Origin of the sequence: Singulisphaera chitinilytica (assembly GCF_049331405.1) — a bacterium.
Classification (GTDB): Bacteria; Planctomycetota; Planctomycetia; order Isosphaerales; family Isosphaeraceae; genus PoT.
In genome coordinates, this window is the sequence record NZ_CP186274.1 from 6,576,358 (window position 1) to 6,592,946 (window position 16,589).

A 16,589-nucleotide genomic window follows, 5' to 3' on the forward strand; every position below is an offset into this window, starting at 1 on the left:
ATCGAATTCGGATTCAAATTCAGACTCGTTAAAATGTTGAGGTTTGGCATGGGGCGCGACGCAACGCTGAAGCGGATCCTGGATGGTGGCATCGTCGCCGTGGTCCGCGCCGAGTCGGGAGAGTCGCTGGTCAAGGTCGTGAAGGCCCTGGCCGAGGGGGGCGTCACGGCCGCCGAGATCACGTTCACCGTGCCCGACGCCGTCGAGGTCATCAAGCAGGTCCGCAAGGAGATCGGCGACGAGATCGTCCTCGGCGCGGGGACGGTGCTCGACACCGAGACCGCCCGCGTGGCGCTCCTGGCGGGGGCCGAGTACATCGTCTCGCCGATCGTCAATCTCGACGTGATCCGCCTCTGCCGTCGCTACGACAAGGTCATCATGCCCGGCGCGTTCACGCCGACCGAGGTCGTCGCGGCCTGGGAAGCCGGGGCTGACATCATCAAGGTCTTCCCGGCCGATATCGGCGGCCCCCCTTACCTCAAGGCCCTGCGCGGTCCCCTGCCCCAGATCCGCCTGATGCCGACCGGCGGCGTAGACCTCGACACCGCCGAGAATTTCCTCAAGGCCGGCGCCTGCTGCCTCGGCGTGGGTAGCTCGCTCGTCGAGCCCAAGGCCGTGGCGTCCGGCGACTTCGCCCGGCTCCGCGACCTGGCCTCGCAGTACGCCGCCATCTACAAGAAATTCCGAGCGGCAACCGCCTGATCCCCTTCAAGGCGTCGCCTCGGGCGATCCAGACGAAACTCTCTCCGCCATCTCCCCTTCATCCCTCGTCTCCGCTTGGCGAGCCCACTCGGCTCGCCAGGCTCTTCTCGGCGGTCGTCCCCTCCACATCTGCGACGACCCGACGATTGAATCCTCCACCACTACTTCCCCGTTCTCCTATCCTTGAATGGGGTCGCGGTCTGGGATCGTCGTGCTCGTCCTCGGGAAACCCAGAACGTCGTCACCATAGTGGTTCTCGATCCGCAAATTGGGAGCTTCAGGACTGCGGCGATCGTCCTGGGTCTTCTGGGAAAATGGTTATTCTTGGTGAATTGAAGAGACCTGGAGGTATTCGAGGTTTGTGAATCCTCGGCGAGGTGGTGATCTGTCGAATCTTAGCCTTGGTCCATTTCGTCTTCGCCGACTATGCTCGGCACGAAGGGGAGAAGCCAGTTCATGGTCAACGCCAAGGCTTAATGAGATGCCATCCGGGCTGCCTGCTGTCAGATAACTGGCTTGAGTCGATTCCGAGTTTTTCTGACAGCCTTTGCGAGGCAATCGCTGGATGTCTCGGCTTGACGGAACTGGGTAGGTGTCAGCCGGGTGAGGTTGCGGGCGATCGCCGGAACGCCCCATTGAGCTGGATGAGGCGACCTATTTCGTTCCCTTTGCGATGATACAAGTCTAAGCAGTCCAAAGATATGTGTACCGAATTTCTCGGTGATGCCGAATCGGGAACGGGTCCCATCGAGTGGACACGATCGCGCCCTTCGTCTGATTAGCCGTTATAACCCGAATCCTCCTTCGATTCATTTCAAGGCGACCGCCGCTTGGGACCGATAACACCCGCATAAGCCTCTTGGCGCGCCGAGGGTTCGGGGACGAGGGCCTCGACGGGAGGCCCCAAAAGGGGCCGGTGAGGGGCGGAACGATCCTGATTCTGGGAGGGAGTCGGTCGGAAAAGAGCCCTTTCGCGGAGCGATTGGCCGGTGAGTGCGAGGCCGCGTTTTCGTGGCAATCTCGACGCGAGACCCGGACGGCAGGAGATGGCTTTGCGGATCGCGTGACTTCGGGCGGATCGGCCGCAACACTGGACGACGCTTGAAGTTCCGCGAGACCTTGAGGACGCCTGGATTCCGTTGGCGAGTCGGAGGGAGTGGTTGTGATCGATAGCGTCACGCTCTGGATCAGTAACCTGATGCTGGGAATGGGAGGACGACTGCTGGGGGATCCCGAGATCCTCGACGCGGTCGTCCGCGCCGTTCGCGCCGGCCGAAGTGTGCCGAGGGTCGTCCCGGTCACGAATGCGGTGGGCTCCGGGATCGTCCCGGCCAACCCCATGGCGCGTCAGCTTGCGGACGTCCACGGGATGGCCCACCGGCGACTCGCGCCCGAGAGCGACGCGGTTCATCTCCGCGTGGCAGGTCTGTCGATCCGGATCAAGTGACCGGGCGGATCTGGAACCTCTTGGGTTCGGTCCGGGGATACGCCGTCGGTTAGGCTCGAGGTCAAGGACCCTCGAGTCGAGGAGGAAGCACGTGATATTGCGGGAGTTTCGGGCAAGATTGGCGATCGTCGGCCTGGGGATGACCCTGGCCCTCGGTGCCATTGCGCCTGGAGCCCTCGCGGCGCCGAAGACCGGCGGCATGCGGTCTTCGCAGCCTCGCCTGATCTACCACAAGAGCCGGTCGTTCCGGGTCCCCTTCAACGTCGACCACGAGGACCAGGCCCGGCTCAAGGAAGTCCAGCTCTGGTATTCCGAGGACAAGGGAGACTCGTGGAAGCAAGGGCCGACGGCCACGCCCGACCGGCCCTCGTTCACCTTCAAAGCCCCTCGCGACGCCGAGTACTGGTTCACCGTGCGGACCCTCGACATCAAGGGCAAGCTCTACCCGGGCGACGATGACGAGGTCGAGCCCAAGATGAAGGTGGTCGTCGACTCCACGCCGCCGATCCTCCGGCTCGACTCCCACGGGCGCAAGGGGACGAAGGCCTCGGTGCGCTGGGAGGTCAAGGACCGGAACCTCGACCAGAGCACGTTGGTGATCGAGTACCAGCCCGAGGGCATCCACGAGTGGCGGCGGATCCCCAAGGTGAACTTCGCGCTCCTGGGGAGCGTCGAGTGGGATGCCGGGACCGCCGAGGCCCTCCACGTCCGCGCCAGCATCTCCGACCGCGCCGGCAACACGACCGAGGAGAACGTGGACCTGCCGGAAGGGAGTTCCTCGAATCCCGGCGTGATCACCAACGACCTTGCCGGTGGCGAGCCTCCCCCGATCAGCCAGATCTCCTCCAGCTCGAGCTTCCCGCCTGTTGAGGAAAATCCGGCCCCCGCCGAACGTCAGCAAGATCCGTTCCCGCCGGCCGCCGAGGCGCAGCCGGCCAACGTCGCGGGCGGGGCGGGCGACGCTGGGCAAGATGCCTTCGGTGACCCAGGCTCATCGGAAGGCGGGGCGCCCGACGCCGGTGGCGCACCGGCCGGCAACGGCGGGTCGCGCTCGCTCCTGGTATCGAGCCCTCGCTTCCCGTTGGCCTACGACGTCGAGGACGCCGGCCCCAATGGACCAAGCTCGGTGGAGCTCTGGGTGACGCAGGACCGGGGCCGGACCTGGACGCTTCAAGGGAAGGATCCCGATCGTAGCACTCCCTTCCCCGTCGACCTTGGCGGTGAGGGGACGTTCGGCCTCTGCCTGGTCGCCCGCTCGGCCTCCGGCCTGGGCGACAACCCGCCCCAGCCCGGCGACCCCCCGCAATTCTGGGTCGAGGTCGACCAGACTCCGCCTGCCGTGGAACTGATCAGGACCCAGGTCGGGACCGGCAAGCATATGGGCAAGATCGCCATCTACTGGCGTGCGACCGACATCCACCTGAGGGCCAAGCCCGTGCAGATCGCCTGGCGTGCCGACCAGCAGGGGAGCCGCTGGAACGTCGTCACCACCCAGGGACCGATCGAGAATACGGGCTCATTCGTGTGGACGGTCCCGGCCAACGTGCCGCCGAAGTTCCATCTCCGGATCGAAGCTGTGGATGATGCCGGGAACAGAGGCGTGGCTGAGACTTCCGAATCCGCTCCAGTCATCGTCGACCGCACTCGTCCCAAGAGCCGGATCCTCGGCCTCCATCCGAGCGCCAACGCCGCCGGTAACCAGCCGAGGTCCACGCGGTAGACGGAGTGACCGCTCTTGCTGAACCCCAACAAGCGAGCGAGGCCGGCGAGCCTCGCCCGTCGGGGCAAAGCTCACCGGCCTCGCAAGTCTTGGCTTACGACCGATCCCGTCAGGCGGCGGGGCCGAGCAGATCCTTGACGGCATCGCGCTCGTCCTGGAGCTCCTTGGCGGAGGCGTCGAGGCGGGCGCGGGCGTCGTCGTCGATGGGAAGGTTCTGGACGATCGACCAGCTCTTGCCGTCGGTCGAGGTCAGCGGGAAGCTGTAGATCAGGCCGGCGGGGATGCCGTAGCTGCCGTCGGAGACGACTCCCGCGCTGAACCAGTCGCCCGATTTGGTCGGGAACGAGGCCGAGCGGACGCTATCGAGGGCGGCGTTGGCGGCCGACGCGGCGGACGAGGCGCCTCGGGCCTTGATCACCGCCGAGCCACGCTTGGCGACGGTCGGCACGAACGTATCGGAGAGCCAGGTCGGGTCGTTGATGACCGAGGTCGCCGGCTTGCCGCCGATCAGGGCGTTCTTGTAGTCGGGGTACTGCGTGTCGCTGTGGTTGCCCCAGATGGTGAGCTGGGTCACTTCGCCCACTCCGACGCCCGCCTTGATCGCGAGCTGGGCGGCCGCCCGGTTCTGGTCCAGCCGGGTCATGGCGAACCAGCGCTCGGCCGGGACCTTCGGGGCGTGCGAGCGGGCGATCAGGGCGTTCGTGTTGCACGGGTTGGCGACGGTCAGGACGCGAACGTCCGGGCCCGCGGCCTCGTTGATGGCCTTCCCTTGGCCCGTGAAGATCGGGCCGTTGGCGCGGATCAGGTCGGCCCGGCTCATGCCTTCCTTGCGCGGCAGGCCGCCGACGAGGATGACCCAGTCGGCCCCATCGAAGGCCGTCGTGGTCTGGTCGGTCGCCACCACATCCTTCAAGAGCGGGAAGGCGCAGTCGTCCAGCTCCATGAGCGTGCCGTTGAGGCTCGGGAGCGCCGGGGTGATTTCCAGGAGCCGGAGCGAGACCGGCTGGTCGGGACCGAACAATCCCCCCGAGGCGATCCGGAAGATCAAAGCGTAGCCGATCTGGCCTCCGGCTCCCGTAACGGCGATGCGGATAGGTGCGCTCATTGCTCGATGGATTCCTACGAAAACAAGACTCTCGCACAAAGACTCACGGCGGGGGGTGACCCAAGACCCCCATTCTAACGGCATTCGACCCACCGAAACACCCTGATGCGACGGGAGCCGGGCTCAACGCCGGTTCACAGCTCCGACGGCAGGCCGGGGTCGGGTTTTGACGTCTTGGGGGCCGCGCGGAGCTTGGCGTGCATCAGGGCCATCTCACGAGGCAGGTGCCTCGCTCCCGCGATGAGCACGATCGCCGACAGCAGCAGCGCGGGCACGACGATCAGCAGGGCGGCCACGATGTTCTCGGGAGGATGCCCCGACACCTGGGTCGGCACCGCGCCGATCGACTTGAGGATCTTCCCGTAAGAGCTCGCCATGGTGAGAGGATCCCCCAGCCAGTCGGCGGCCCTCCCGATCAAGGCGGGCGACCAGATGTCGCCGAGGAAGTGGATCGCGAAGACCGAGATCGCGTAGGCGGCCGCCCGCAGGTTCGGCTGCACCACGTTGGCGATGATCGCGTTGCAAGGCCCCGTGTTGATGAACATGAGGGTCTCGGCCGCGAGGATCGCGCCGAAGATGACTCTCTCCGAGGTCGAGAAGAGCGCGATCAGCACGAACGGGATCGACAGGAACATCGCGATACCGGGTACGAGGAAGAGGGCCTGCGGCTTCGTCTTCGCCATCTTGTCGGAGAGCCAGCCGCCGGCCGACATCCCGATGACCGAGGCGGCGAGGGTGACCAGGCCGAGGATCGTCATGGCCCGGTTCTGTTCGATCTGCCGGGTGTTGAAGAGGTAGATCGGCACCCAGACGAGCAACCCGCCGATGGCGAAGGTGTACATCGCCATGCCGAAGACCGAGTAGGTGTAGGACGAGTTGACCATCAGGTCGATGTAGTCTTCCTTCGTCGCTCCCGCCTTCTCGTGCGCCTTGAGCCGATCCTCGGCGATCCCCTCGCTCGCGCCCCGGACGGGCTCGGGAAGGAAGAACGCGAAGATGGCGGCGAAGAGACTCGGCAGCCCGACGACGTAGAAAGCCTGGTGCCAGTGGTGAGTCGTCGCCATGTAGGCCCCGACCTTCATCCCCATCGCCGTGCCGATCGGCATGGCCAGGTAGAACGTCGACATGAGCCGGGACCGGCTATTCTTGGAGAAGAGATCGAGCAGGATCGTCGGCGCGATCACGCCGTAAGTGGCCTCGCCGATGCCGAGGAAGCTCCGGGCCCAGACGAGGTGGCCGTAATCCGTCGCCAGCCCGCTCCCCAGGGTCGCCAGGCTCCAGACGCCCACCCCGATCCCCAGCAGCCGGTTCCGCCGGTAGCGGTCCCCCAGCCACCCCATGATCGGGCTCACGACCGAGTAGCTGATCAGGAAGACCGTCGTCAGCAGGCCCCATTGGGTATTGTTGATGTGGAACTCGTCCCTGATCTGCGGCTGCATCGACGTCAGGACGCTACGATCCAGATAGTCGAGCAGGTTCATCGTAAATAGAACGACAAATGTCGTCTTGGCCCAGGCCACCTTCGTGGGCGACTCCTTCGCCTCCATCACCTCATCCCCCGCATGCAACATCGCGTCCGCTCCCCTTCGCCGTTCGACCCTCGGGAACTTGCCGATGCTACGCCACTTCCCCGGGCGCCGTCCAGTAGGCACAGGCCGGCGATGAGAACCTTCGACGCCGGGACGCCCTGAGGAGCCGGATCATGGCGGTTCGATGCTCGATGCGATGTCGGCCGTGATTGGAGTTGAGTTAACACTGAAAATATTAAGAAATGTAAATGTGAAATTGCTAATGAATTTCATGTGCCATGCCGGGAGCCGGCCTTTCCCTGGACCTCTCTTGACAGGCAAGTGTCCAGGTTTATAGTAAAGCCTGATTGGTGTACGTGTGTATCGTTTTGGCTGGCCCGCTTGTCGAAAGGACCCTGGGATGGTCGTCCCGATCTACGCAGACCCTGCCGGCGGGTTGCATCTGGTCCCTCCCCCGCATCATCGGCTCGTGGCCTATGTCCAGGCTCCCGAGGGGAGCCGGATCTCGGAGGCCCGTGGCATCGGCTGGCACCTGGCGGTCCCGGCGGCATCGGATGGGTCGCAGCATCGAGCCTGGGCGGCGTCGCTTGTCCTCAGCGCCGCTCACGAGCTGAGCCAGGGCTTCCGCCTGGTCTGAAGGCGGGTCGATTGACGAGCCGAAGTGCGAGGCGGAGGTTGAAGGGCGATTTGGCGAGGTCGAATATGGCGGCCGAGGCGATGGGATTTCTTCGAGGCCCAGGTCAGTCGCTGAAGCTTGGCTGGATCTCGAGCGAGACGCGGTGGCCAGCCACGTTGATGCTGAGTTCCCTGGCCTGGTCCACGGGCTCACCCTTGTGCATGTATCGCACGACGGTATAGCGGTCCTGGGCCCCGCCGCGGCGGGTGGCCACGATGGTCGTGACCGTCCGCAGGAGCGAATATTCGTTGCCGAAGGGATCGACGGCGACGACTTCGTCCGTAACTTCCTCGCTCACCGGTGTGAAGAATGAGGAAATGGTCATCTTATCCCTAAGAATTAGGTTAGAAGCCCTTATGTTATTCAAGCGTGCGTTCGCCCTAAGATGCCGGCAGTGAGCGAACGATTGCTCTCTCATGAGAGGGTTATTTCAACGGCCCGAATCGCTATCGGCGATTCGGGCCGTCACCACACCCATAACTCGAGAATTCGGTCCCCCACTCAAGGTGCTGGAAGTTTGGAGATTGCTTCGAGCTTGGGTTCATTCATGAACGACCGCCATCTTGGCCCGAGAGCCTGCACGGCTCTTGTCGAGGCCTTGGGGCTTGCCAGGCCTAAGTTGGTGTCAAAGAAAAGGCGTACTTAATTTGTTCATGGCTTATCTGTAAGTCTAAAGGGCAACTGAGGTGCCGTCTATGAGGCAGATTGTGAAAATGGTTGAATGGTATCGATTGTGAGAGGTTGTTTGGTGGAGCGGGTCGTGTTTTCTTAGGGGCCAGGTGGGCGTTATCTTTTCATGCTCGCCCGGAAGGATGCTTTATCGAACGGTCTGGCTCCGGCGGGCTCTCTTTTGGTGAGCAGATGGGCTCAATTGATTTATGGTGTGTATTTGCGTAATTATGTAAAATCTTCTCCTATTGTTGTCGCAAGTTATATTGCTGCAGAATGATGTGACGTCTGGGCTTCGGCCAGGATCGAGCTGATCGGGAGGATATCCGTGTTGTTGCGGCAGCCTCGGCGCGGGGTCTACCTTGCAGGCCATCATGAATGAAGGCGATGACGTCGAGGGTATCTCCCTCGACGTCATCGCCTCTTTCCCTGGAGCAGGTGATGTGTCGTCGTCGCGGGTCGCGTACCCGAGGCGACAAAGTCGGCAGTGACTTACAACAGATCCGGGTCGTCAATTTCATCATCCGACTCCGTCCGGATGCGGACGAGGAGCCGGAACGCCTGGATGAATCGCTCGAAGCTCTCGGGCGAGATGGACTCCGGCGTGCGGAGCCGGATCGTCTTCCCCGCGTCGCTACCCCAAAGGGTCAGGTCGAGGCGAACCCCTCGTTCCTGCGCGTATGAGGGAGCCCGGGGAGCGGCGATGGGCGGGGCCTGGACAGGGATCTCGGCGCGCACAGGCTGGGGCTCGGCAGGGGCGACGGGTGCCGCTGCGGCGGCGGGGCCGTTGCCGATCCGGAGGATCTGGTCCGGGCCGAGGACGCCCGCGAAACGGGCGGACTCGCAGAAGGCCTCGGCGGCCGTGCGCTTGGCCGAGGACGTAATCTGATGGTTGTGGTAGAGGATATTGCCGAGGATCTCGATCTCCGGCACGCGCTTGTTCGTGAAGCGGTCGACGAGCTCGGAATAGAGCGGCGGCTTCACGAGGGCCTGGCGATGCAGCCTGGGGATCTCGGCGAGGTCCACCGGGTGGAGGATCTCCCTCGCGAGCGACGTCAGCTCGTAGCCGGCCGACGTCAGGTTCAGCAGCCCGAACTGCCTGGCGGCGCTCAGGCTGGCGGAGAACGTGTTGGTCTTGATGTTCTTGTAGCCGAGAGCCGAGGCGATCTCGGGCGCGGAGAGGCCGTCGAGCCCCTTGGTGTCCATCGACTCGCAGAGCTTGAGGCTTTCCGCCAGGCTCATGCCGGGATAGCGCATGCTGCGCTCGCGTTTCTGGCGATGGGATGCGGAGGCCTGCGCGGAGTCGTCGTCGGGCAGAGACATGCTGACGTTATTCCTCGAGCCTGGGATGAGCCAAGGCGAAACGAGTCAGGTTGGGGATCCGGGAGGGGATCCCCCGCTCTTATGTCAAATGGTCGTCTCAAGTTTAGCAGAAAAGACGAAGACTGATCGGGATATTGCAATTCGAGTACCGAGGCCCGGGAGGTCGATCGAGGCCGTCCTCCCGGGAGCCATGATTCATCGACGGGTCCGGCGTCTCGCTCGTCATGACGCGATGCCGACGGAACCGGAACTCAGCGAGTCTCGCCGGAGGGCTTCGCGTTCGGATCCTTGAGGGTCTCAAGATACCCGATGAGGTCGGCGAAGTCCTGGGGGGTGAGCCCCTGGGCCAGGCCCGAGGGCATCAGTGAGACGTCGCTCCGCTTGCGTTCCTCGATCTCGTCCTTGGGGATCCGGATCCGCTTGGCGTCGGCGTCCTCGATCTCGAGGGAGTCGCCGTCCGTCTTGACGATGCCGGTCAGGACCCGGCCGTCGGTCGTCGCGACCACGATCGGCTCGTAGCCGGACGAGATCTTGGCCGACGGGTTCAGCACCGAGTCGATCAGCTCCTCGCGAGGATACTTGGCCCCCACGCTCGAGAGTTCCGGCCCGACCTTGCCCCCCTCGCTCCCGACCGCGTGGCACTTGATGCAGGCGAGGCCCTTCAGGTCGTTGAAGATCGCCCGACCGTGCTCGACGTTGCCCTTCCCCTTCTGCGAGAGCTGCTCGATGGCGAACTTGCGGAACTTCTCGGGGTCGTAGCCTTCGCCGCTCGGCTTGGCCTTGAGGAAGGCGTAATCCTTCGAGGTCGTCGCCGCCACCGAGAATTGCCAGAAGGCGCTTCCGTTGCCGCACTTGATCAGGATCCGGTTCGTCCCTGAGTTCAACTGGGCCTGGAAACGCTCCTTGCCCGCCTCGAAGCCTCGGCGGTCCTGGAAGTCATAGACCTGCTTGCCGTTGAGCCAGACGGTCAGGGTGTCGTCCGAGCCGACGGCGAACTCGGCCGTGCGCTCGTCCTGGCTGTTGAGCTCGGCATAGCCGAAGACCGACGCCCCTTCGAGCGTCATGTAGATCTTGCCCAGGTCGATCTGGCCGTTGGCATCGATCGCCTTGGCCCGCTTCCATCGCACCGACTCGTCCTTGCGGCCGGTGTACTTCGCCTTGAGGTCGACGGGCCCGGCCACGTCGAACGGAGGCTTGGCATCCATGGCGAAGGGGCCGAGGAGCTGCCAGTCCATGATCGGCTCGAGGGTGGCGTAGATTTTCTTGAGTTCCGGTATCAAGGTCGATGACAGCTCGTGACGCTCGGCGAGCTGGTCGAGCAAAGGCGCGGCCTCGCCTCGGATCTTGGCGATCGCCTCGCCCGAGGCCTTGCGGAGATCCGGGCTCACATCCCCGAGGCCGCGGAGGTAGACCTGCAGGGCCTTGAGATCCGGCATCGCCGCCAGGGCCTTGATGGCCTCGAACCGGGTCTCGTCCGAGTTGCTGGCCTGCATCAGGGCCGGGATCGACTCGCGATCGGCGAGGGCGCCGAGGGCCGCGATCGCGGCCTTCCTGGCGTTGGGGGACGAGTCGGCCAGGAGTGCCCGCAGGGAGGCGGCATACTTCTCGGGCCGGCCGATCTTCCCGAGGGCTTCCGCGGCCGAGGCGCGAACCGAGGCGGACGGGGATGCCAGTTGCTTCACCAGCGGGGCGATCGCCGGTTCGGCCTTGGATCGACCGAGCGCCGCGATCAGGTGGATCTGACGCGGTTCGCCCAGGTTCCCGGCTTCCAGCAACGCGATCAGGCCTCGGATCGCCTCGTCGCCGCCGATCTTCTCGACGGCCGCGAGCGCCGCGTCGCGGACGCCGTCGGAGGACTTGGGCTCGCGGAGGGCCGCGACGAGTTCGGGCACGGCCTGCTTGTCCTCGAGCTCGCCGAGGGCCTTGGCGATGCTGATCTTCACCTCGGAATGATCCTCGGCGCCGAACCGGGTGCGGAGGGCCGGCAGCGATTCCAGGTCGCGCGTCTCCTTCACGGCGGTGATTGCCTCGAGCCGGATCAGGGTGTCGGGGTCGTTCAGGCGGCCTCGGATCGCGTCCAGGACGACGGTCGTCCCTTGCCAGTCGTCGACCTTCTCGGGAGGCTTGCCATCAGCAGGGCGGGTGCCCCACCACTTGCCGTCCCAGGGCTTCGCCTTGCGGTGGACCTGGCTCAGGTAGAGGATCGCCCGGGCCCGCTCGGCGGCGGGACGGGAGGGATCCGACGCGTATTGCGCGAGGACCCCGGCGGCGTCGGCGTCGTATTCGAGCTCGAGGGCGGCCAGGATCGCCAGGCGGGTCTTCGAATCCTCGCTGCTGAGTTCCTTCGCCGTCGCCTTCCAGTCGCCGATCCGACGCAGGGCCTGGCGGGCGCTGAAGGCGATGAACGCATCCTTCTCGGTGAGGTGGGCGACGAGCGAGGGGATGGCCTTCGGATCACCGATCCGGCCGAGCGCGATGGCCGTCTGGAGGCGGACCGTCGGGTCGCCCGACTTCTGCAGGACGGCGACCAGGGGCCCGACCGCCGGCTCGAACTGCCTCTCGCCGGTAGCCCTGGCGGCCTGGGCGACGACGTCGGCCGGGAAGTCGATCGGTTGGGGGACGATGCCGCGGGCCTCAACCTCGGTCCCTTCATAGGGCTTCGGGTCGCCGGCGTGAGACTTCAGGATCGCCAGGAGCGGGAGCAGGCCTTGGGGCTTCGAGCCCGCGATGCCGTCGAGGGTCCAGACGAGGTGCCGCTTCGCCAGCTCGGGGGTCTCGGGCGTGAAGAGCGCCTTGAGGACGGAGCCGTAGGCCTCGGCCCCCTTGTGGATCAGGGCCGTCTGGGCCCGCATGCGCTCCTGGAAGGCGGGGTGTTCGAGCTGCTTGATCTGGGCGTCGACCGGGTCGGAGTCGCTGCCGAGGGGCGGGACCTTCGCCTCCTCCTTGCAGGTGATCGCGTAGACGCGACCGACCTTCTCGGTCTTGCTGCCCCAGCCCCCCATGCCCCAGTCGGCGACGTACATGGTCTTGCCGTCGAAGGAGATGGCCAGGTCGATCGGGCGGAAGTTGTCGACCCCGTTGGGGGCGGCGAAGTCGATCTCTTCGACGACCTTGAAGGTCGAGCCGTCGGGGGCGAACTTGAAGGCGTGGACCTTCCCCTTGCCCCACTCGGCCCAGAAGCCGACCCCTCGGTATTTCTCGGGCCAGGCGGCCTCCTTATAGACGACGGCGCCGCAAGGGGAGCCGCCGCCGTACTCGGCCATCCTCGGGAGGTGGCGATCGGGGCGAGGGTGGTAGTCGTACGGATAACCATAATAGCCGCCGTCGATCTGGTGGGTCACGCGGGTCCACCAGCCGAGGCCGTCATCCGTGTTGTCATACGTCAGGATGTTGTCCTGCGCGTCGAGGTTGGCCTCGAGGTGGTTGCGGGTCCCGGTCGAGACGACCTCGAGCCCCGTGCCATCCGGTCGGCAGCGGCAGGTCCCCCCGCCTTTGATCTGGATCGAGCGGCCGTCGGGGCCGGTCGCCTTGGGGATCCCTTTGTCGCCGACGGAGATATAGATGAAGCCGTCCATGCCGAACTGGATGCCCGAGACGATGTGGTCGTTCAGGCCCTGATTGGCGGTCGGGCCGAGGTCCTTGAAGAGGTCCTTGCGTTCCTCGGCCTTGCCGTCGCCGTCCTTGTCGGCGATGACGGTGAGGAAGGGCATGTGCGAGACGTAGAGCGAGCCGTCGTGCCAGGCCATGCCCTGGATGGCGCGGAAGCCCTCGGCGTAGACGACCGGCTCCTTGCCTTCGAGGAAGAGGAGGATGCGGCCGTTGTTGGATTCGTAGGGGCCGACCTGGTCCATCGGGTCTTCGGCGACGAAGAGGGCCCCGCCGGGGCCGGTGGCCACCTGGCACGGGTAGAGGACGGCCGGCACGGTCGCCACCAGTCGAGCCTCGAATCCTTCGGGGACCTTCGGCAAGGCGGCCTGGGCCGTCGCGGACGAGCCCAGGATCAGCAGAAACAGCGTCGCGGGCCAGACCCGGCGAGGGTGAGCGAGCTTCATGCGTGAGAGTCCCGATTCTCGAATGAGGATGAATGGGGGGGCCGCCAGGGCAGGTTTCACGAAGCACGAAAGTGCATCCGCTGCAAGGGCTTCGTGAACAATGGGAGGGATTGTAGCCCGACACCTTTTGGCGTTTCAATGCGGTAGATCCGGCGCACGCGACCGAGTCCGGTCTTGCGAAAGGCGGGGTTATCTCCGCCGTCGAGCCCCGCCGACGCGGACGTATGTCAAATCCTTGGCCGGACGCCGTTCGATCCGCCGGGGTCGGCCCGACCTTGGAAACGCCCTGACCGAGCAAGATTAGGCGTGCGATGTTTCCGGGTTTCGGCAATCCTCTGCGCGTGCTATTCCCTCGCTTGACAGTTGTCTCCCGGTGAACCCATACTTACGAGGCAGAGTCCCCTGGCCTAGAAAGCATCGGGCTCACGTCCTGATTGGCAGAGAGCGTCTCGCGTCAGTTCGGCCTCTTACGTGTGCATGGAAGAGATTGACGCGACCTTTGCCAACCGATGGCAACGCCGTTGTTGCGAAGAGGGATTGTCATGCGAGAGCCCGCCATGCTGGCGGATCACCTCGATCAGCAGAGCGACGCGATCCTCGGCGTCTGGCGCAAGACCGTCGAGCGCGTCGGGGACATCTCCGAAGTCGAACGACTCTCCTACGGCGAATTCCTCGACCACATCCCTCAACTGCTCGATCGCCTGGCCGAACGGCTCAGGGGCGGGCATTCGGATGCGATCGCCGAGGGCAGGAAGCACGGCCAGATCCGCTGGCAGCAGGGCTACGACATCGCCGAGCTCGTCAGCGAGTTCGGCCACCTCCGAAGCGCCCTCGTGCTCTCGACGACCGACTTCGCGCGGCAGCATCGCTGGGATATCACGATGCTGGAGCAGACCTACGCGGTCATCAATGACGTCATTGATGAGGCCACGGCCGAGTCCGTCAAGCAGTTCCAGGAAGACAGCCGGGCCGAGACCGCCAAGGCGCTCGCCGAGGTCAAGAAGCGGCAAAATGCCATCGAGGAGGCCTGGGTCACGGCCAACCTCGAGAAGTCGAAGCTGCGGACGATCCTCAGCAGCCTCCCCGTGGCCGTCTGGGTCGTCGATGCCGATGGGCGGCTCATCGGCGTCAACGATGAGGCCGTCAGGCTGCGCGGGCTCTCGAACAAGGACGAGTTCGACAGGATCGACGTGCACGAGCTCGGGAACGAATACCAGACCCTCCGTCTCGACGGCAGCCCCTACCCGCTCGAACAGATGCCCATCCTCCGGGCCCTCGGCGGCGAGGTCGTCGACCCCGACGAGATGCTCTGGGTCAAGGATGGCCAGTCGCAGATCGTCTCGATCAACGCGGCCCCGCTGACCGACAACGCCGGCGCGATCGTCGGTGCGGTCGCCGTGATCCAGGACATCACGCGCCGGAAGCAGGTCGAGGCCCAACTCCGTCGCGAGCGAGACTTCTCCAGGGCCATCACCGACACCCTCGGCGAGGGCCTCTGCACGATCGACACGCAGGGGCGGCTCACCTTCATCAACCCCGCCGCGCAGGCGATCCTGGGCTGGCCCGAGGCCGAGATCCTCGGGCGCGACATCCACGCCACGATCCACTACGAGAAGCCGGACGGGAGCCCCTACCCCCGTGAGGAATGCCCGATACTGGGCGTCTTCCAGACGGGGGAGACCATCCACGGCGACGAGATGTTCATCCGCAAGGATGGCACCCGGATCTTCGTGGCCTACACGGCGTCGGCCATCACGAGCGACGGGCAGATCGTCGCCGTGGCCAAGGCCTTCCGCGATATCACCGAGCGCAAGCGGCTCGAGGCCCAGCTGGCGGCCTCCGAGGCGCAGTTCCGCTCGATCGCCGAGAAGTCGCCGGTGATGATCTGGCGCGTGGACGTCGACGGCTTCCTCGACTATGCCAACCAGACCTGGCTCGACTTCCGAGGCCGCCCCAGCATGCCGGGCGCCGCGTTGGGGGAGAGCTGGGCCGAGGGGATCCATCCCGAGGACCGCCACCGCTGCCTCGCCCACTTCCACGAGGCCTTCGCCAAACGCGAGCCGTTCGAGCTGACCTTCCGGCTGCTCCGGTTCGACGGCCAGTATCGCTGGATCAGCGACCGCGGCACCCCTTATGAAGGCTCGAAAGGCCGATTCTTGGGCTACCTCGGCTCGAGCCTCGACATCACCGAGCGGATCGAGCTGGAGACCGCCCTAGAGCAGCAGCGGGTGTTCGCCGAGGAGGCGTCGAGGCATAAGACCCAGCTCGTCTCGGCCCTCTCGCACGACGCCAGGACGCCGCTCAATGCCGTCGTCCTGGCCGCGCAACTACTCGAGCTCCACTTCAACGACGACGTGGACGGCGAGGTCGAGAACTGCCTGCGGACCATCCGGCACTCCGTCAAGAACGTGCTGGACTTGCTGGGCGACCTCCTCGACCTGAGCAAGATCGACGCGGGGGCGGTCCCGGCCGAGCTCTCAATGTTCCCCATCGACCTCGTGCTCAAGGAATGCCTCGCGAGCATCGAGCCCCAGGCGAGGGTCAAGCATATCGAGATCCGCTATGAGCCGGGCCCCTTGAGTGACAAGAGCCTGGAGACGGATCGTTCCAAGCTCAAGCAGATCCTCAGCAACCTGCTCTCCAACGCGCTCCGATATACCGAGACGGGCTTCATCAGGCTCTTCGGGGAGCTGACCGAGGACCAGCTCCGGATCGGCGTCCAGGACTCGGGCATCGGCATCGCGGCCCAGGATCAGGGGCGGATCTTCAACGAATTCGCCATGATCGACCATACCGAGCGTCCCGAAGGGGGCACCGGCCTGGGCCTCGCGATCTGCAGGCGCCTGGCGACGCTGCTCAACGGCCAGATCATGCTCGAGAGCGAGCCAGGCCTCGGCAGCACGTTCAGCCTGGTCCTGCCGGCCTCCGTGGTGACCCGCACCCTGCCCCCCCGGAAGGAAGCGGCCATCGAGGCGAGTAACGCCGAGCTCGGCACGATCTTAATCGCCGAGGACCACCTGGATAGCCGCCAGACCCTGGCGAGGGTCCTCAAACGCATGGGCTATCGGGTCATCGAGGCGAGTAACGGTCGGGACGTCCTGACGGTCGCCGCCCAGGAAGACCTCATGGCCGTCCTCATGGACGTGAACATGCCGCTCATGGACGGCATCGAGGCGACGCTCACGCTCCGGGCCGATCCCAGGTTCGCGCACCTGCCGATCTTCGCCCTGACCGGCGACGTCACGCTCGTGAATCAGCATCGGATCGGCGAGGCCGGCGTCAACGGCTACCTGGAAAAGCCTGTTACCTGGGATGCGCTCCGCCAGGCCCTCGGTACCCTCGGAGCCCGTCGCGAAAGCTGATCCG

Annotated in this window: 10 protein-coding genes; 5 read left to right on the forward strand and 5 right to left on the reverse strand. The window is 65.1% G+C overall.

Annotation, left to right across the window (positions count from 1 at the left end; all coding sequences use genetic code 11):
* The first annotated feature begins 48 nt into the window (after positions 1 to 48).
* The 3 genes from ACOYYX_RS25980 (at position 49) to ACOYYX_RS25990 (ending at position 3,869) form a co-directional block, all read left to right on the forward strand.
* A complete protein-coding gene (locus tag ACOYYX_RS25980; protein ID WP_422925097.1) occupies positions 49 to 702 on the forward strand; it encodes a bifunctional 4-hydroxy-2-oxoglutarate aldolase/2-dehydro-3-deoxy-phosphogluconate aldolase in 654 nt (217 codons plus the stop codon).
* Between the two features lie 1,162 nt (positions 703 to 1,864).
* On the forward strand, positions 1,865 to 2,149 hold the full coding sequence (locus ACOYYX_RS25985) for a bifunctional adenosylcobinamide kinase/adenosylcobinamide-phosphate guanylyltransferase (RefSeq protein ID WP_422925099.1): 285 nt from the start codon (positions 1,865 to 1,867) through the stop codon (positions 2,147 to 2,149).
* A gap of 118 nt (positions 2,150 to 2,267) precedes the next feature.
* Positions 2,268 to 3,869: a hypothetical protein gene (locus ACOYYX_RS25990; protein ID WP_422925101.1), complete on the forward strand. Its 1,602-nt coding sequence runs from the start codon at positions 2,268 to 2,270 to the stop codon at positions 3,867 to 3,869.
* A gap of 109 nt (positions 3,870 to 3,978) precedes the next feature.
* Here the strand turns inward: ACOYYX_RS25990 and ACOYYX_RS25995 are convergent, their stop codons facing one another.
* Together ACOYYX_RS25995 and ACOYYX_RS26000 are read right to left on the reverse strand one after the other, a co-directional pair.
* Positions 3,979 to 4,974, reverse strand: a complete 996-nt coding sequence (locus ACOYYX_RS25995) for a malate dehydrogenase (protein ID WP_422925102.1) — start codon at positions 4,972 to 4,974, stop codon at positions 3,979 to 3,981.
* A 134-nt stretch (positions 4,975 to 5,108) separates the two neighbouring features.
* A complete protein-coding gene (locus ACOYYX_RS26000; protein ID WP_422925104.1) occupies positions 5,109 to 6,545 on the reverse strand; it encodes a spinster family MFS transporter in 1,437 nt (478 codons plus the stop codon).
* Between the two features lie 358 nt (positions 6,546 to 6,903).
* Between ACOYYX_RS26000 and ACOYYX_RS26005 the strand changes: the two genes are divergently transcribed.
* Positions 6,904 to 7,140: a hypothetical protein gene (locus ACOYYX_RS26005; RefSeq protein WP_422925106.1), complete on the forward strand. Its 237-nt coding sequence runs from the start codon at positions 6,904 to 6,906 to the stop codon at positions 7,138 to 7,140.
* Between the two features lie 103 nt (positions 7,141 to 7,243).
* Here ACOYYX_RS26005 and ACOYYX_RS26010 read toward each other — a convergent pair whose 3' ends face one another.
* The 3 genes from ACOYYX_RS26010 to ACOYYX_RS26020 all read right to left on the reverse strand — a co-directional run bounded on the left by ACOYYX_RS26010 (position 7,244) and on the right by ACOYYX_RS26020 (position 13,223).
* Positions 7,244 to 7,504, reverse strand: a complete 261-nt coding sequence (locus tag ACOYYX_RS26010) for a hypothetical protein (RefSeq protein ID WP_422925107.1) — start codon at positions 7,502 to 7,504, stop codon at positions 7,244 to 7,246.
* Positions 7,505 to 8,340: 836 nt separating this feature from the next.
* On the reverse strand, positions 8,341 to 9,171 hold the full coding sequence (locus ACOYYX_RS26015; RefSeq protein WP_422925109.1) for a hypothetical protein: 831 nt from the start codon (positions 9,169 to 9,171) through the stop codon (positions 8,341 to 8,343).
* A 251-nt stretch (positions 9,172 to 9,422) separates the two neighbouring features.
* Positions 9,423 to 13,223, reverse strand: coding sequence for a PVC-type heme-binding CxxCH protein (locus tag ACOYYX_RS26020; RefSeq protein ID WP_422925111.1), 3,801 nt, complete (start codon positions 13,221 to 13,223; stop codon positions 9,423 to 9,425).
* A gap of 542 nt (positions 13,224 to 13,765) precedes the next feature.
* On the opposite strand from ACOYYX_RS26020, the gene ACOYYX_RS26025 reads away from it, so the two are divergent.
* Positions 13,766 to 16,585 (forward strand): PAS domain S-box protein, encoded by a 2,820-nt coding sequence (locus ACOYYX_RS26025; RefSeq protein ID WP_422925113.1) that lies wholly within the window; start codon positions 13,766 to 13,768, stop codon positions 16,583 to 16,585.
* Positions 16,586 to 16,589 lie beyond the last annotated feature (4 nt).

Excerpts from the sequence above, each read along its gene's own strand:
- ACOYYX_RS25980 (WP_422925097.1), top strand. The coding sequence starts at position 49 with ATGGGGCGCGACGCAACGCTGAAGCGGATCCTGGATGGTGGCATCGTC.
- ACOYYX_RS25995 (WP_422925102.1), bottom strand. The coding sequence starts at position 4,974 with ATGAGCGCACCTATCCGCATCGCCGTTACGGGAGCCGGAGGCCAGATC.
- ACOYYX_RS26000 (WP_422925104.1), bottom strand. The coding sequence starts at position 6,545 with ATGTTGCATGCGGGGGATGAGGTGATGGAGGCGAAGGAGTCGCCCACG.
- ACOYYX_RS26005 (WP_422925106.1), top strand. The coding sequence starts at position 6,904 with ATGGTCGTCCCGATCTACGCAGACCCTGCCGGCGGGTTGCATCTGGTC.
- ACOYYX_RS26010 (WP_422925107.1), bottom strand. The coding sequence starts at position 7,504 with ATGACCATTTCCTCATTCTTCACACCGGTGAGCGAGGAAGTTACGGAC.
- ACOYYX_RS26015 (WP_422925109.1), bottom strand. The coding sequence starts at position 9,171 with ATGTCTCTGCCCGACGACGACTCCGCGCAGGCCTCCGCATCCCATCGC.
- ACOYYX_RS26020 (WP_422925111.1), bottom strand. The coding sequence starts at position 13,223 with ATGAAGCTCGCTCACCCTCGCCGGGTCTGGCCCGCGACGCTGTTTCTG.
- ACOYYX_RS26025 (WP_422925113.1), top strand. The coding sequence starts at position 13,766 with ATGCGAGAGCCCGCCATGCTGGCGGATCACCTCGATCAGCAGAGCGAC.